General features: G+C 63.9%; 14 protein-coding genes. 1 reads left to right on the forward strand and 13 read right to left on the reverse strand.

The annotated features are described in order from the left end of the window. Positions 1–79: 79 nt before the first annotated feature. The 11 genes from ACVWY1_RS09550 to arcD (ACVWY1_RS09600) form a co-directional block, all read right to left on the reverse strand. The gene (locus ACVWY1_RS09550; protein WP_139669039.1) at positions 80–292 is read right to left on the reverse strand and encodes a cold-shock protein; all 213 of its coding nucleotides are present in this window, start codon (positions 290–292) and stop codon (positions 80–82) included. Positions 293–640: 348 nt separating this feature from the next. Further along, positions 641–1762, reverse strand: coding sequence for a glycine cleavage system aminomethyltransferase GcvT (gene gcvT / locus ACVWY1_RS09555; RefSeq protein WP_457378180.1), 1122 nt, complete (start codon positions 1760–1762; stop codon positions 641–643). Positions 1763–1788: 26 nt separating this feature from the next. Beyond that, positions 1789–3165 (reverse strand): L-serine ammonia-lyase, encoded by a 1377-nt coding sequence (locus tag ACVWY1_RS09560; protein ID WP_457378181.1) that lies wholly within the window; start codon positions 3163–3165, stop codon positions 1789–1791. 140 nt (positions 3166–3305) lie between these two features. Continuing rightward, complete coding sequence (gene gcvP, locus ACVWY1_RS09565; RefSeq protein ID WP_457378182.1) at positions 3306–6161, reverse strand: aminomethyl-transferring glycine dehydrogenase; 2856 nt, start codon at positions 6159–6161, stop codon at positions 3306–3308. A 9-nt stretch (positions 6162–6170) separates the two neighbouring features. After that, on the reverse strand, positions 6171–6554 hold the full coding sequence (gene gcvH, locus ACVWY1_RS09570) for a glycine cleavage system protein GcvH (RefSeq protein WP_102682962.1): 384 nt from the start codon (positions 6552–6554) through the stop codon (positions 6171–6173). A 302-nt stretch (positions 6555–6856) separates the two neighbouring features. After that, entirely contained in the window at positions 6857–8365 is a 1509-nt protein-coding gene (locus ACVWY1_RS09575) for a sigma-54-dependent transcriptional regulator (protein WP_277501842.1), read from the reverse strand. Positions 8366–8469: 104 nt separating this feature from the next. After that, entirely contained in the window at positions 8470–8838 is a 369-nt protein-coding gene (locus ACVWY1_RS09580; RefSeq protein ID WP_031315061.1) for a DUF5064 family protein, read from the reverse strand. 56 nt (positions 8839–8894) lie between these two features. Then, a complete protein-coding gene (gene arcC / locus ACVWY1_RS09585; protein WP_102682959.1) occupies positions 8895–9824 on the reverse strand; it encodes a carbamate kinase in 930 nt (309 codons plus the stop codon). An 85-nt stretch (positions 9825–9909) separates the two neighbouring features. After that, positions 9910–10920: an ornithine carbamoyltransferase gene (locus ACVWY1_RS09590; RefSeq protein WP_046854307.1), complete on the reverse strand. Its 1011-nt coding sequence runs from the start codon at positions 10918–10920 to the stop codon at positions 9910–9912. 68 nt (positions 10921–10988) lie between these two features. Continuing rightward, entirely contained in the window at positions 10989–12245 is a 1257-nt protein-coding gene (gene arcA, locus ACVWY1_RS09595) for an arginine deiminase (RefSeq protein WP_139669056.1), read from the reverse strand. 32 nt (positions 12246–12277) lie between these two features. Further along, on the reverse strand, positions 12278–13705 hold the full coding sequence (gene arcD, locus ACVWY1_RS09600; protein ID WP_102682957.1) for an arginine-ornithine antiporter: 1428 nt from the start codon (positions 13703–13705) through the stop codon (positions 12278–12280). 425 nt (positions 13706–14130) lie between these two features. On the opposite strand from arcD (ACVWY1_RS09600), the gene arcD (ACVWY1_RS09605) reads away from it, so the two are divergent. Then, positions 14131–15558, forward strand: a complete 1428-nt coding sequence (arcD, locus tag ACVWY1_RS09605; RefSeq protein ID WP_139669058.1) for an arginine-ornithine antiporter — start codon at positions 14131–14133, stop codon at positions 15556–15558. Between the two features lie 24 nt (positions 15559–15582). Here the strand turns inward: arcD (ACVWY1_RS09605) and ACVWY1_RS09610 are convergent, their stop codons facing one another. Then, positions 15583–15996 carry a YbaN family protein gene (locus ACVWY1_RS09610; RefSeq protein WP_139669060.1) on the reverse strand — a complete coding sequence of 138 codons (414 nt, stop codon included), beginning with the start codon at positions 15994–15996 and terminating at the stop codon, positions 15583–15585. 49 nt (positions 15997–16045) lie between these two features. After that, entirely contained in the window at positions 16046–16651 is a 606-nt protein-coding gene (locus ACVWY1_RS09615; protein WP_457378183.1) for a biliverdin-producing heme oxygenase, read from the reverse strand. Positions 16652–16744: the final 93 nt, after the last annotated feature.

Here is a 16744-nt window from a genome sequence, read left to right on the forward strand (position 1 = left end):
AGATGGCAAAGGCCCATTCTATGGAATTGCGCGCACAAAAAAGCCCCTGTGCGTCAACACAGGGGCTTTTTTCAGGAAGTCACGCTTCTGGAATGACTTCGTCAGCTTGCATGCCTTTCTGGCCTTGCACAGCGATGAAGGTCACTTTCTGGCCTTCCTTGAGGCTCTTGAAGCCGTTGCCTTGAATGGCACGGAAGTGAACAAACAGATCAGCACCGCTTTCTGGGGTGATGAAGCCGTAACCTTTTTCGTCATTGAACCACTTGACGGTACCGTTCTGACGCTCAGCCATTGTCTTATTTCCTATGAAGCTTAAATATTGATGACAGTTTCTTTCACACTTTTTGTAAGTGAAAGACTACTGGGCTGGGTTGCAGGAAAGTAAGAGACGTCGAACGGGTTGTAGCAGATTGCGGCTACTGGCCCAGGTCACGAACTGTTGCGACCCATGCAAACACAGTGCAGTGACTCTACGCCAACTGCCGAGCGAAAAACAAGCCCTCGCGACGAGCGAAAATCAGGCTTTTTCCGATCACCGAACGATTTGTCGGAAACGCCGTGGCGCCTGGCCTGGCGCTATGTTCAGAAGTTATTGGGCAGGTTCGAAAACGAATATGTCGAGCCTGCCCAAACCACTCATTCAGCCACGGTAGTAACGCTGTGTCACGAAAGGCATTTTGCTGACTTTCATGGCAACTTGCTTGCCGCGCACCATTGCAAACAGCGGGGTGTCCAGCGTGGCGTGTTCGTTATCGACATAACCCATTGCGACCGGCGCGCCGAGCGTCGGGCCGAAGCCGCCGCTGCACACCTCACCGACCACTTCGCCTGCCGCGTCGACGATCTGCGCGCCTTCACGCACCGGGGTGCGCTCCTGGGGCAGCAGGCCGACACGCTTGCGTGCCACGCCTGCCTGTTGCTGGGCAAACACGGTCTCGGCGCCCGGGAAACCACCGGCACGCGCGCCGTCGGCCCGACGCACCTTGGAAATGGCCCACAGCAGGCTGGCCTCGATCGGCGTGGTGGTGGTGTCCATGTCGTGACCGTACAGGCACAGGCCGGCTTCCAGGCGCAGTGAGTCGCGTGCGCCAAGGCCGATTGGCTGTACCTCTGGCTCGGCCAGCAGACCGCGCGCCAGCGCTTCGGCCTTGTCGGCCGGCACGGAGATCTCGAATCCGTCCTCACCGGTGTAGCCCGAGCGGCTGACATAGCAGTCGGCGCCGAGCAGTTGGACAGGCTGGAACTGCATGAATGTCATCTTCGACACCGCAGGTGCCAGGCGCTCCAGCACCTTGACCGCAGCCGGGCCTTGCAGGGCCAGCAGGGCGCGTTCCTCGAACAGGGGCTGGATCTCGCAGCGGCTGCCGATGTGCTGGCGCAGGTGGGCCAGGTCTTGGTCCTTGCAGGCGGCGTTCACCACCAGGAACAGGGTGTCGTTGCCGAGGTTGGCGACCATCAGGTCGTCGAGAATGCCGCCCTCGGCATTGGTGAACATGGCATAGCGCTGCATGCCTACCGGCAGGTCGATGATGTCCACCGGCACCAGGGTTTCCAGGGCCTTGGCGGCGTCGTTGCCGCGCAGGATGATCTGGCCCATGTGCGAAACGTCGAACAGGCCGGCCTGCTCGCGGGTGTGCAGGTGCTCCTTGAGTACGCCCAAGGGGTATTGCACGGGCATGTCGTAGCCGGCGAACGGCACCATGCGCGCGCCCAGTTCCAGGTGCAGGGCGTGCAGCGGGGTCTTGTGCAGTGTTTCGGACATCGGTGACTCCTCGGTTTTTATTCGGGTCAACATTCGATGATGTTGACGGCCAGACCGCCGCGGGCGGTCTCTTTGTATTTGCTTTTCATGTCGGCGCCGGTCTGGCGCATGGTACGGATGACCTTGTCGAGGGAAACGTAGTGCTGCCCGTCGCCGCGCAGGGCCATGCGCACCGCGTTGATCGCCTTTACCGAGCCCATGGCGTTGCGCTCGATGCAGGGCACCTGGACCAGCCCGCCAATGGGGTCGCAGGTCAGGCCCAGGTTGTGTTCCATGCCGATCTCGGCGGCGTTCTCCACTTGCTGCGGGGTACCGCCCATCACTTCGCACAAGGCGCCTGCGGCCATGGAGCAGGCCACGCCGACCTCGCCCTGGCAGCCCACCTCGGCCCCGGAGATCGACGCGTTCTCCTTGTAGAGAATGCCGATCGCCGCGGCGGTGAGCAGGAAGCGCACCACCCCGTCCTCGTTGGCGCCGGGCACGAAGCGCATGTAGTAGTGCAGCACCGCCGGCACGATGCCGGCCGCGCCATTGGTCGGCGCCGTGACCACACGTCCGCCATAGGCGTTTTCCTCATTCACCGCCAGGGCATAGAGGTTGACCCAGTCGAGCACCGACAGCGCATCACGCAGGCTGGCTTCCGGATGCCGGCTGAGCTGGCGGTACAGCGCCGGAGCCCGGCGCTTGACCTTCAGCCCGCCAGGCAGGATGCCTTCGTGCCGACAACCCGCCTCGACGCAGTCCTGCATCACCTGCCAGATGCGCAGCAGGCCGGCACGGGTCTCTGCTTCGGGGCGCCAGGCGGCCTCATTGGCCAGCATCACCTGGCTGAACGGCAGGTGCTGCGCGGTGCAGTGGCCGAGCAATTCCTTGCCGGTCTTGAAAGGGTAGGGCAGTACGGTGCTGTCCTCGACGATGCGGTCATGGCCCGCCGCATCCTCGTCGACCACGAAGCCACCGCCCACCGAGTAGTACTCGCGGCTGCGGATCTGCAGGCCGGCGGCATCGAAGGCGCGGAAGATCATGCCGTTGGGGTGGTAGGCCAGCGGTTTGCGGATCATCGCCAGGTGCTGCTTTTCGACGAAGGCGATGTCGTGTTCACCGAGCAGGCTGAGCTGACCGCTTTCACGAATGGCTTGCAGGCGTGCGGGGATGGCTTCGGTATCGACGGTGTCCGGATGCTCGCCTTCCAGGCCAAGCAGCACGGCCTTGTCGCTGCCGTGGCCCTTGCCGGTGGCACCGAGCGAGCCATACAGCTCGGCCTTGACCTTGGCCGTGCTGGCCAGCAGGCCATCACGACGCAAGCCTTCGGCGAAGCGCGCGGCGGCACGCATCGGGCCGACCGTGTGCGAGCTGGAGGGGCCGATGCCGATCTTGAACAGGTCGAAGACGCTCAAAGACATGCTGCTTCCTCCTGATGATGGCCAGTAAGCCCATTGGGGCTGCTACGCAGCCCATCGCCGGCAAGCCGGCTCCCACAGATTAGCGCTGAACCTGTGGGAGCCGGCTTGCCGGCGATGGGGCGCGCAGCGGCCCCACCCGATCAGACGTCCTGGTAGCTCTCGATCGACGGGCAGGCGCAGACCAGGTTGCGGTCGCCGAACACGTTGTCGACCCGGCCAACCGGCGGCCAATACTTGCCTTCCACCAGGCTCGGCAGTGGGTACACCGCCTGCTCGCGGCTGTAGCCATGGACCCATTCGCCGGCCAGCTCCGCCGCGGTGTGCGGGGCGTTCTTCAGCGGGTTGTCGTCCTTGTCCAGGCTGCCGTTCTCGACCGCGCGAATCTCTTCACGGATCTGGATCATGGCGTTGCAGAAGCGATCCAGTTCCTCTTTCGACTCGCTTTCGGTCGGTTCGATCATCAGCGTGCCGGCCACCGGGAAGGACATGGTCGGGGCGTGGAAGCCGAAGTCGATCAGGCGCTTGGCGACGTCGTCGACACTGATGCCGCTGGTGTCCTTGAGCGGACGCAGGTCGAGGATGCACTCGTGCGCCACCAGGCCGTTGCCGCCGGTGTACAGCACAGGATAGTGCTCTTCCAGGCGGCGGGCGATGTAGTTGGCGTTGAGAATCGCCATCTGCGAGGCGCGCTTGAGGCCCGCGCCACCCATCATGCGAATGTACATCCAGGTGATCGGCAGGATGCTGGCGCTGCCGAACGGTGCGGCGCATACCGCGCCCTGGGTGTTTTCCAGCTGGGCATGGCCCGGCAGGAACGGCGCCAGGTGCGCCTTGACGCCGATCGGGCCGACGCCCGGGCCGCCGCCGCCGTGGGGGATGCAGAAGGTCTTGTGCAGGTTCAGGTGCGAGACGTCGCCGCCGAACTTGCCTGGGGCGCACAGGCCGACCATGGCGTTCATGTTGGCGCCGTCGATGTACACCTGGCCGCCGTTGTCGTGGATGATCGCGCAGATCTCGCCGATGGCTTCCTCGAACACGCCGTGGGTCGACGGGTAGGTGATCATGATCGCCGCCAGGCGTTCGCGGTGTTCGATGGCCTTGGCGCGCAGGTCGTCGATATCGACGTTGCCGCGCGCGTCGCAGGCGGTCACCACCACGCGCATGCCGGCCATGTGCGCGGTGGCCGGGTTGGTGCCGTGGGCCGAGGACGGGATCAGGCAGATGTCGCGGTGGCTGTCGCCACGGCTGCGGTGGTAGGCGCGGATCGCCAGGAGGCCTGCGTACTCGCCTTGGGAACCGGCGTTGGGCTGCAGCGACACGGCGTCATAGCCGGTGGCGGCGCAGAGCATGGCTTCCAGCTCGCTGGTCATCTGCAGGTAGCCCTGGCTTTGCGCGGCCGGGGCGAACGGGTGCAGGTTGCCGAACTCGGCCCAGGTCACCGGGATCATCTCGCTGGCGGCGTTGAGCTTCATGGTGCACGAGCCCAGCGGGATCATGCTGCGATCCAGGGCCAGGTCCTTGTCGGCCAGGCGGCGCAGGTAGCGCATCAGCTCGGTTTCGCTGTGGTAGCGGTTGAACACCGGGTGCTCGAGGATCGCCGACTGGCGCAGCAGGCCGGCCGGCAGGCGCACGGCGACCGTGTTGGCCAGGGCGGTGAAGTCAGGGCTGGCCTGGCCGCCGGCGAACAGCTGCCACAGGGCCTCGACATCGGCCTGGGTGCTGGTTTCGTCCAGCGACAGGCCCAGCTGGGCGGCGTCGACCTGGCGCAGGTTGATGCCCTGGGCGCGGGCCTTGTCGTGCAGCGCGCCGGTGCTGTCACCGGTGGCCAGGGTCAGGGTGTCGAAGAAATCACCGGTGACGACCTTGATGCCCAGCTTGATCAGGCCGGTAGCGAGGATCGCGGTCAGCGCATGGGTGCGCTCGGCAATGCGCTTGAGGCCGGCAGGGCCGTGGTACACGGCGTACATGCTGGCGATGTTGGCCAGCAGCACCTGGGCGGTGCAGATGTTGCTGGTGGCCTTCTCGCGGCGGATGTGCTGCTCGCGGGTCTGCATGGCCAAGCGCAGGGCTGGCTTGCCGAAGCGGTCGATCGATACCCCGACCAGACGGCCCGGCATGTCGCGCTTGAAGGCGTCGCGGGTGGCGAAGTAGGCCGCGTGCGGGCCACCGAAGCCCAGCGGCACGCCGAAGCGCTGGGCGCTGCCGATGGCCACGTCGGCGTCGAACTCGCCCGGCGGGGTGAGCAGGGTCAGGGCCAGCAGGTCGGCGGCCACGGCCACCAGGGCGCCTGCGCCGTGCAAGCGCTGCACCACCTCGCGGTAGTCGAACACGTCACCGTTGCTGGCCGGGTACTGCAGCAGGGCACCAAAGAAGGCGCTGACGTCGCCCAGTTCGCGCTCGTCGCCCACCACCACCTCGATGCCCAGGGGTTCTGCGCGGGTGCGCAGCACGTCGAGGGTCTGCGGGTGGCAGTGCACGGAGGCGAAGAAGGCATGGCTGGCCTTGTTCTTCGACAGGCGCTTGCAGAAGGTCATGGCTTCTGCGGCGGCGGTGGCTTCGTCGAGCAGGGAGGCGTTGGCGATCGGCAGGCCGGTGAGGTCGCTGATCAGGGTCTGGAAGTTCAGCAGCGCTTCCAGGCGGCCTTGGGAAATCTCCGGCTGGTACGGGGTGTAGGCGGTGTACCAGGCCGGGTTCTCCAGCAGGTTGCGCAGGATCGGTGCCGGGGTGTGGGTGTTGTAGTACCCCTGGCCGATGTAGCTCTTGAACAGCTGGTTCTTGCCGGCGATGGCTTTCAATGCGGCGAGGGCATCGGCCTCGCTCTGCCCGTCGTGGCTGCCGAGCACGCTGGTGCCCTTGATGCTGTCGGGGATGACCGCGGCGGTCATGGCTTCCAGCGAGTCGAAGCCCAGGGTCGTGAGCATGGCCTGCTCGTCAGCGGCGCGTGGGCCGATGTGGCGGGCGATGAATTCGTTGGCGGTGCCGAGGTTGATGGTCATGGCGATTCCTCAGGCGTCGTCGTTGGCTTTGAGCAGGCGGTCGTAGGCATTCTGGTCGAGCAGGGCTTCGACTTCAGCCATGTCGGCAGGCTTGAAGCGGAAGAACCAGCCTTCGCCCAGCGGGTCTTCGTTGACCAGCTCGGGGCTATCGTTGAGGCCTTCGTTGACCGCGACCACTTCACCGGTCAGTGGCATGTATACGCCGCTGGCGGCCTTGACCGACTCCACGGTGGAGGCTTCGGCGCCCTTGTCGTACTGCTGCAGCTCCGGCAGTTGCACATAGACCACATCACCCAAGGCGTTCTGGGCGTAGGCGGTGATGCCCACGGTGACGCTGCCATCGGCTTCGACGCGCAGCCATTCGTGATCTTCGGTGAAACGCAACTCGCTCATGGGATTCCTCGGGAAGCAGGGGCGTTGGGCGCGGTAGGTTCCGCGCTCTTAAGGTTGGAATTCCCTTAGCAATAATGCGGCCAGTCTTAAAAAGACTTATAAATCAAATAGTTAGTTTATGAATGCAATCGATTCGTCATTTTTTTGGAATGAAATCGATACAGGAGGAGGGTGATTCAAAAGCATTGTGGGATCAAACCCTTGTGCACAGGCACCCAGATGGATGTGTAGCGAATTCGGTACGATGTAATGATTTCAATACGGCCTGCTTCCGGGGGCAAGACTGGTCCGGCGAAGCGGCATCAGGCCTTGTTTGGAATACCGTACTTGCGCAAGCGCTGGGCTATCGCGGTATGCGAGGTTTGCAAGCGCCCCGCCAACTGCCGCGTCGAGGGATAGCTGGCATACAGGCGTTGCAGCAACTCCCGCTCGAAATCCCCCACTGCCTGTTCCAGGCTCGCTACCTCGCCATCCTGCCCCCGCGCGACCGAGGTGCCGGCGATGTCCAGATCGCCGATATCCACCACATTGCTTTCACAGATGGCTGCGGCGCGGAAGATCACGTTCTGCAACTGGCGCACGTTGCCAGGCCAAGGGTTGGCCAGTAATGCCGGGTGTGTAGCGGGTGCGAGCCGGCAGGGCGGGCGCTGGATCTGGGTGCAGGCCTGCTGCATGAAGTATTGCGCCAGGGACAGGATGTCCTGGCCGCGATCACGCAGTGGCGGCACCTGCAGGTTGAGCACGTTGAGGCGGTAGAACAGGTCTTCACGGAAGGTGCCCTCGGCGACCATGCGCTCGAGGTCGCGGTGGGTGGCGCTGATGATGCGCACATCCACCTTCACCTCGCGGTCGCCGCCGACGCGGCGGAAGCTGCCGTCGCTGAGGAAACGCAGCAGTTTGGCCTGCAGGTACGGCGACATCTCGCCGATCTCGTCGAGGAACACCGTGCCCTGGTTGGCCAGCTCCATCAGCCCGGGCTTGCCGCCGCGCTGCGCGCCGGTGAAGGCGCCCGGGGCGTAGCCGAACAGCTCGCTCTCGGCCAGGCTCTCGGGCAGTGCCGCACAGTTGAGGGCGAGGAACGGCGCGGCATGGCGGCTGCTGATGGCGTGGCAGGCGCGCGCCACCAGCTCTTTGCCAGTGCCGGTTTCGCCATTGACCAGCAGCGGCGCGTCGAGGGCCGCCACGCGCAGGGCGCGGGCCTTGAGGGTGCGAATCGTCGGGGAGTCGCCGAGCATGGCGTCGAAGCCTTCGGCGTGGTCGTGGTGCAGGGCCGACAGGCGCTCGCCCATACGGTTGGGCGGGTACAGCGTCAGCAGGCCGCCGGCATGGGTGATTGGCGTGGCGTCGAGCAGCAGGCTCTGGCCGTTCAACTGCATTTCGCGCATGGGCAGGTGGAAATTGTTGTCCAGCAGGGCCTGGAGCAGGTCGGGGTCGCCGAACAGCTCGCCCACCGAACGCCCGGCGGACTCACGCCCGCACAGGGCGATCAGCGCCGGGTTGGCCAGCAGCACCTTGCCGGCACTGTCCACCGCCAGCACCGGGTCGCTCATGGCGGCGAGCAGGGCGTCGAGTTGCAGGTGCCGGCGTTGGCCGGGGAGGATGTCGACCACTTCCACCGATTGCACGCCGCGTACCTCGAACAGCGCGTCGTGCAGCTCTTCGAGCACGGCGGGGCTCAGGGTCGGGGCGTCGATGTAGACGTTCGGCGGGACCATCTCCACGGCATCGAGGTTGAGGTTGCGGGCGCCGAGCAGGGCCAGGACTTCCTGGGTGATGCCGACGCGGTCGATGAAGCTGACGTGGATGCGCATGGGGAGATCGGGGCAGTGGCCAAGCGAGTGCGCCAGTATGCCTTGGGAAGGGCGCTAAACCCAATCGCGGGCAAGCCCGCTGCCACGAAGCCCCGCGATTGGACTCAGCCCAGATGCTCAGGCTTGATCGAATCGCCCGATTTGACATCGAGCTTCTGGCGAATGTCTTCGAACATGTAGTCGTAGAGCTTGTGCGGCGAACCGAGACTCTCGAACTTCTTCGGCGCTGGCAGGTACGACTGGGCCTTGCGGCTCAACTGCATCAGAAAGCTCGGCAGCACCTGGTCCTTGGCCAGGAAGAACTTCTCATCGACGGCCTTGCCCTCGATGTGGCCATGCATGCGGAACTGGATGCCGCGGCCTTCGCTGGGATCCGACACGGCCTCGTAGTCGATGCACAGGTCGTAGCTGTGGTCGTTGGTGTTCAGCGCGGTGCGCTCGATATGCACGTGACCGGGTTGATACTGGGCCATGGCGAGGTCCTCCGGAAGGTTGAAAACGGCCGGTGCCAGGCACCGGCCAACTGCGTTCAACGGTAGCTGATTCCCGGCTTGGCGGTGGAAACGCGGGTACCGGCGGTGCCTTTGACGATGTCCTCGATGTTCTCCAGCGAGCTGATTACCGCGACCTTGCCGGTATGCCGGGCGAAATCGCAGGCGGCCTGCACCTTCGGCCCCATGGAGCCGGCGGCAAAGCCCAGCTTCTCGAGCTCGTCGGGGTGCGCCTGGGCGATGGCTTTTTGTGTCGGCTTGCCGAAATCGATGTACGCCGCATCGACGTCGGTGGCGATGATCAGCAGGTCGGCTTCCAGCTGTTCGGCCAGCAGCGCCGAGCACAGGTCCTTGTCTATCACCGCCTCGATGCCCTTGAGCTTGCGGTTTTCGTCGTACATGGTGGGGATGCCGCCGCCGCCGGCGCAGATCACGATGCTGCTTTTTTCCAGCAGCCACTTGATCGGGCGGATCTCGAAGATGCGCTTGGGTTTAGGGCTGGCCACCACCCGGCGGTACTTGTCGCCGTCGGGCTTGACCACCCAGCCTTTGTCCTTGGCCAGGCGCTCGGCCTCGTCCTTGGCGTACACGGGGCCGATGAACTTGGTCGGGTCCTTGAACGCCGGGTCGTTGGCGTCCACTTCAACCTGGGTGAGCAGCGTGGCGAACGGCACCTCGAAGTCCAGCAGGTTGCCCAGTTCCTGTTCGATCATGTAGCCGATCATGCCTTCGGTTTCAGCGCCAAGCACGTCCAGCGGATAGGCTTCATCTGGCTTGTACGACAGCCCCTGCAGCGACAGCAGGCCGACCTGCGGCCCGTTGCCGTGGGCGATGACCAGTTCGTTGCCGGGATGGATCTTGGCGATCTGTTCGGTGGCGGTGCGGATATTGGCGCGCTGGTTGTCGGCGGTCATCGGCTCGCCGCGGCGCAGCAGGGCGTTGCCGCCCAATGCAACAACGATACGCATGGGGAATGTCCTTTGCGATTTAGGGTGAGCGCCTCATTCCTTTGTGGGAGCCGGCAAGCCGGCTCCCACAGAGTCAAGGCCGCTGTCAGAGATCAGCCAGGGTCGACACCAGGATCGCCTTGATCGTATGCATGCGGTTTTCCGCCTGCTCGAAGGCGATGCACGCCGGCGACTCGAACACGTCATCGGTCACTTCGATGCCGTTGGCCAGGTGCGGGTACTGTTCGGCGATCTGCTTGCCGACCTTGGTGTCGGAGTTGTGGAACGCCGGCAGGCAGTGCATGAACTTGGTGCGCGGGTTGCCGGTGGACTTCATCAGCTCCTTGTTCACCTGGTAGGGCAGCAGTTGCTGGATACGCTCGCCCCAGGCCTCGACCGGCTCACCCATCGATACCCAGACGTCGGTGTGGACAAAGTCGACGCCCTTGACCGCGGCTTTCGGGTCTTCGGTCAGGGTGATGCGCGCGCCGCTTTCTTCTGCGTACTTTTTGCAACGCTCGACCAGGTCGTCATGCGGCCACAGCGCCTTGGGCGCGGCGATGCGCACGTCCATGCCGAGCTTGGCGCCGATCAGCAGCAGCGAGTTGCCCATGTTGTTGCGGGCATCGCCCAGGTAGGCGTAGCTGATGTCGTGCAGTGGCTTGTCGCTGTTTTCGCGCATGGTCAGCACATCGGCGATCATCTGGGTCGGGTGATACTCGTCGGTCAGGCCGTTGAATACCGGCACGCCGGCGAACTTGGCCAGTTCCTCGACGATCTCCTGCTTGAAGCCGCGATACTCGATGGCGTCGTACATGCGCCCGAGCACGCGGGCGGTGTCCTTCATGCTCTCCTTGTGGCCGATCTGCGAGGAGTTGGGGTCGATGTAGGTGACGTTGGCGCCCTGGTCGTAGGCGGCGACTTCGAAGGCGCAACGGGTGCGGGTCGAGGTCTTCTCGAAGATCAGGGCGATGTTGTTGCCCTTCAGGTGCTGCTGCTCGGTGCCGGTGTACTTGGCGCGCTTGAGGTCGCGGGACAGGTCCAGCAGGTAACGCAGCTCGCGGGTGGTGTGGTGTTCGAGGCTGAGCAGGTTACGGTTGTGGATGTTGAACGCCATGATGATTCTCCTTGAGTTCGGTAATCCCCCGGCCGCCGCTGGGTGAGCACGGCCGGGGTGATGGACGTTTAGTAGTCGATAGGGTCGCGCACGATCGGGCAGGTCATGCAGTGACCGCCGCCGCGGCCCCGGCCCAGTTCGCCGGCGCTGATGGTGATGACTTCGACCCCGGCCTTGCGCAGCAGGGTGTTGGTGTAGGTGTTGCGGTCATAGCCGATGACCACGCCGGGCTCCACGGCCACCACGTTGTTGCCGTCATCCCATTGTTCGCGCTCGGCGGCGAAGCTGTTGCCGCCGGTCTCGACCACGCGCAGTTTCTTGAGGTTGAGCGATTCGGCCACCACTTCGATGAACGATTTGTTCTCGCGACGCACGTCCATGCCGTAAGGCTTGCTGCTATCCGGACGAATCACGAACGGCACGATTTCCTTGACCACTTCGGGGAAGACGGTGACCAGGTCGCGGTCGCAGAAGCTGAACACGGTGTCCAGGTGCATGGCGGCGCGGGATTTCGGCAGCCCGGCGACCACCACCTTCTCCACCGCGCCCTTGGCGAACAGCGATTGCGCCAGTTGGCCGATCGCCTGGCGCGAGCTGCGCTCACCCATGCCGATCAGCACGACACCGTTGCCGATCGGCATCACATCGCCACCTTCAAGGGTGGCCTTGCCATGGTCCTTGTCCGGGTCGCCGTACCAGACTTCGAAGTCGGCATGGGTGAACTCTGGGTGGAACTTGTAGATGGCGCTGGTCAGCAGCGTTTCCTGGCGTCGCGCCGGCCAGTACATCGGGTTGAGGGTGACGCCACCATAGATCCAGCAAGTGGTGTCACGCGTGAACTGGGTATTGGGCAGCGGATCGAGCAGGAAACTGGAGTGGCCGAGGTAGTCGCGGTACATCTTGATCACGCTCGCGCCTTCGCTGTCGGGCAGGTCTTCGCCTGCCACGCCGCCGATCAGATACTCGGCCAGCTTGCGTGGCTCAAGCCCTTCGAGCCAGCTGCGCACTTCGTTCTTCAGGCCGATGCCAACAGTGTCGTCGGTGATCTTGCGGTCGAGGATCCATTTCAGCGCTTCGGGGTTCTGCACGGTCTCGGTCAGCAGGTTGTGCATTTCCAGGACCTCGATGCCGCGTTCACGCATCTTGGTGACGAAGTCGAAATGGTCGCGCTTGGCCTGGTTGACCCAGATGACGTCGTCGAACAGCAGCTCGTCGCAATTGCTTGGGGTCAGCCGTTGGTGCGCCAGGCCCGGGCTGCAGACCATCACTTTGCGCAGCTTGCCGGCTTCGGAATGTACGCCGTATTTCTGTTTCTCAGTGGACATGGTGAATCCTCCTGTAATGCGAAGACATGGGTTCAGAGCGTCAGGAAGCCGTCATACAAGCCGTAGGCAGCCACCAGGGCGCCCGCGACCACGGCGGCGAAGATCAGTTTTTCCACGCTGGTGAAGATTGGCTGGCCGACCTCGCGCTTGGCCTTGGCGAACAGGATCGCGCCAGGGGCATAGAGCAGCGCCGAGAGCAGCAGGTACTTGACGCCACCGGCGTACAGCAGCCAGATCGCGTAGAGCAGGGCGATGCCGCCGATGATCAGGTCTTTCTTGCGTTCGGCCAGGGCCTGTTCGTAGGTTTCGTTGCGCCAGGCGAGCAGGAAGGCATAGGCCGCCGACCACAGGTAAGGCACCAGGATCATCGAGGTGGCGAGGTAGATCAGCGACAGGTAGGTGCTGTTGGAGAACAGGGTGATGACCAGGAAGATCTGCACCATGGCGTTGGTCAGCCACAGGGCGTTGGCCGGTACATGGTTGGCGTTCTCGCGGCGCAGGAACTCCGGCATGGTGTGGTCCTTGGCGGCGGCGAACATGATCTCGGCGCACAGCAGCACCCACGACAGCAGGGCGCCGAGCAGCGAGATGATCAGGCCGACGCTGATCAGCACCGCGCCCCAGTGGCCCACCACATGTTCAAGCACGGCGGCCATCGACGGGTTCTGCAGCTTGGCCAGCTCGGGTTGGGTCATCACGCCCAGCGACAGCACGTTGACCAGCACCAGGAACAGCAGCACGGTGACGAAGCCGATGACCGTGGCCTTGCCGACGTCGGAGCGTTTTTCCGCACGGGACGAGAAGATGCTCGCGCCCTCGATGCCGATGAACACCCACACCGTGACCAGCATCATGTTGCGCACCTGGTTCATCACGCTGCCCAGCTCCGGTGTGCCCACGGCCCAGATATCCGCGGTGAACACATCGAGCTTGAAGGCGAACAGGCAGATCAGGGCGAACAGGGCCAGCGGCACGACCTTGGCCACGGTGGTGACCAGGTTGATGAACGCGGCTTCCTTGATGCCGCGCAGCACCAGGAAGTGCACGGCCCACAGCAGGACCGAGGCGCCGATCACTGCCGCCGGGGTGTTGCCCTCGCCGAAGATTGGGAAGAAATAGCCCAGGGTGCTGAACAGCAGCACGAAGTAGCCGACGTTGCCCAGCCAGGCGCTGATCCAGTAGCCCCAGGCCGAGGAAAAGCCCATGTAGTCACCGAAACCGGCCTTGGCGTAGGCGTACACACCGCCGTCGAGGTCGGGTTTGCGGTTGGCCAGGGTCTGGAACACGAAGGCGAGGGTGAGCATGCCCACCGCGGTGATGGCCCAGCCGATCAGCACGGCGCCGACACCGGCGCTGGCGGCCATGTTTTGCGGTAACGAGAAGATCCCGCCACCGATCATCGAACCCACTACTAGTGCAACAAGCGCACCCAGTTTTAGTTTTCCGGGAGAATCAGACATTTATCGACTCCGTACCAGGAGAAAGTTGACCTCAGAATAAATCTGACGCCTGGATCATTCGCTGACTTAGATCAGTTCATGCCAGCATGAAGGTAAGAAAATTCCCTCATGCGCCTCCTGGAGGATGCCGACAGCTTCGTTGCAGGCCTTGTGCGCTGGCACCTCCATGTCCTTCTGGAGCAAACGCCCCGTTCTGCCTGCGAACCATGAAGTTAGTCTCTTTTGGAGGTTTCGCAAATTTTTCACAGTAAATAGCGACGCATTTAGGTGAGGGTTGAGATAGTTCGCAACTGCCACTTTTATCGGTCGCGGGCTATAGACAGTCCGGTTATTAGTGCTATAGCTTTAATGGCTCGATTCAATAAGAAACTTGTAACATTCATGTTGCCAAATACGTTTACGCGCACCCGCGCACGAGGAGCCCCATGAGCGAACCGGGACAGAAGCTGCGCCTTGGCGCGCTGATCGCACTGGTGGTCGGTTCGATGATCGGCGGGGGGATCTTTTCGTTGCCGCAGAACATGGCGGCACGCGCCGATGTCGGGGCGGTGCTGATCGGCTGGGGCATCACCGCAGTGGGCATGCTGGCGCTGGCCTTCGTGTTCCAGACCCTGGCCAACCGCAAGCCGGAGCTGGACTCGGGGGTGTATGCCTACGCCAAGGCTGGTTTCGGCGACTACATGGGCTTTTCCTCGGCCTGGGGCTACTGGATCAGTGCCTGGCTGGGCAATGTCGGCTACTTCGTGCTGCTGTTCAGTACCCTTGGCTTCTACTTCCCGGTGTTCGGCCAGGGCAACACGCCTGTGGCCATCGGCTGCGCCTCGTTGCTGCTGTGGGCGGTGCACTTCCTGGTGCTGCGCGGCATCAAGGAGGCGGCGTTCATCAACCAGGTGACCACCGTGGCCAAGGTGGTGCCGTTGCTGATGTTCATCGTCATCGCCGCGTTCGCCTTTCGCGCCGATATCTTCACCCGCGACATCTGGGGGCTGAGCAATCCGCAGTTCGGCAGCGTGCTGGAGCAGGTACGCAACATGATGCTGGTCACAGTGTTCGTGTTCATCGGCATCGAGGGGGCGAGCGTCTATTCGGGGCGGGCGCTGCACCGTTCGGACGTGGGCAAGGCCACGGTGATCGGTTTTCTCGGTGTGCTGGCGCTGCTGGTGCTGGTCAACGTGTTGTCGCTGGGGGTGATGACCCAGCCGGAGCTGGCCGGCTTGCAGAACCCCTCTTTGGCCTCGGTGCTGGAGCATATCGTCGGGCCCTGGGGCGCGTTGCTGATCAGCATCGGCCTGGCGGTGTCGCTGATCGGGGCGTTGCTGTCGTGGGCGCTGCTGTGTGCCGAGATTCTCTTCGCCACCGCCCGCGACAAGACCATGCCGCGGTTCCTGGCGCGGGAAAACGCCAACCATGTGCCGGCCAACGCACTGTGGCTGACCAATGTGATGATCCAGGGCTTCCTGCTGATCACCCTGTTCTCGGCCGGGACCTATACCAGCCTGATCTACCTGGCGTCGTCGATGATCCTGGTGCCTTACTTCTGGTCGGCAGCCTATGCGGTGTTGCTGACCGTGCGTGGCGAGAGCTACCAGGGGCAGGCGGGGCTGCGGCGCAAGGACATGCTGGTCGCAGTGATCGCGCTGTTGTATGCGGTGTGGTTGCTGTATGCCGGTGGGCTCAAGTACATCCTGCTGTCGGCGTTGCTCTACGCGCCGGGGGTAGTCCTGTTCGCCCGGGCCAAGCGTGAGCAGGGGCAGGTGCTGTTCACCACATGGGAGAAGCTGATTTTCGCGGCGGTGCTGGTGGGCGCCGGGCTGGCGGCGTATGCGCTGTATTCGGGGTTGCTTAGCCTCTGACGGCTCATGGCGGGCGCGATTGAATCAATTTTGCAGTTCGACGCTGCCTTGAGGAATAGGCCGTTCCGGGCGCGACCAGATCCACAGGTTGCCCAGCGCCATGCCGCCGATGGCGAGGAACACGGGCCAGTGGTGCTCGAGGACGATCAGCATGAGGCTCGCGCACAGCAGCATGCTGAGGGTCGCGCTGACCTTGGCGCGGCGCTGGATCACCTTGCCGTTGCGCCAGTTGAAAAGGATTGGGCCGAACAGCCGGTGGTTCTCCAGCCAGGCGGACAGGCGCGGCGAGCTGCGGGTGGCGGCCCAGGCGGCGAGGAGGACGAACTCGGTGGTGGGCAGCCCGGGAATGACGATGGCCACCAGGCCAATCCCCAGGCTGACGTAGGCCAGGATCGCGTAGAGCAGGCGGGATACTTTGGAGCGGGCGATTCGGGTCATGGTCTCACTGCAACGGTGCGGCCGCCCGCGGGCGGCCGGGTAAAGCGTGTCAGGCCAGCGCCGCGTCGGCGGCATAGGCATGCTTGAGCAGCTCGGTGAAGCGTTCGAAGGCGGCGACCGCGCCACGTTCGGCGGCGGCGTCTTCCTCGGGCGACAGGTCCAGGCTGTCGAGAATGCGGGTGAACTGTTTCCAGCCTTCGGCGCGACCACCCGCCGGTTCGCCCAGGTGACGGGCGCCGAAGGTTTCGGACAGTTCCAGGGCCACGGCGCGCTTGATCAGGAACGCGGCGCCCAGTTTGGAGCCTTCGGAGACGAAGATCCAGCCCAGGGCTTCGCCCAGGCTTGGCTTGCCCAGGGCGCCGGCGAAGGGCGCGGGCACTTCGGTGTCGAGGTCGGCCAGGTCCAGGCGGGCCTGCTCGGCGCGGCAGCGCTCGGCCAGATCCGGCACGATGGCGATCAGTTGCGGGTCGGTGTACAGCGCCTGCAGCTCGGACTGGAACAGGTACTGGGCGACCACGAAGCGGGCGAAGCTCTCGCGGCTGTCGAACGGCTTGTGCGACTTGACCAGGGCGTCCAGCTCGGTGTGCGGGGCGTGGGTGACCTGGTTCAGGTGCTGGGAGCGCAGGTTGGCGCGTTCGGTGGAAGGGGCGGTCATGGGGGCATCCTTGGAAAATGGGGCGTCTAGTGACAAGACGAAACAGAAGACGCGGAACAGTAAAAAAACCTCACCTGCGAAGTGAAATCATTC

This window comes from Pseudomonas sp. TE6288, assembly GCF_054062095.1.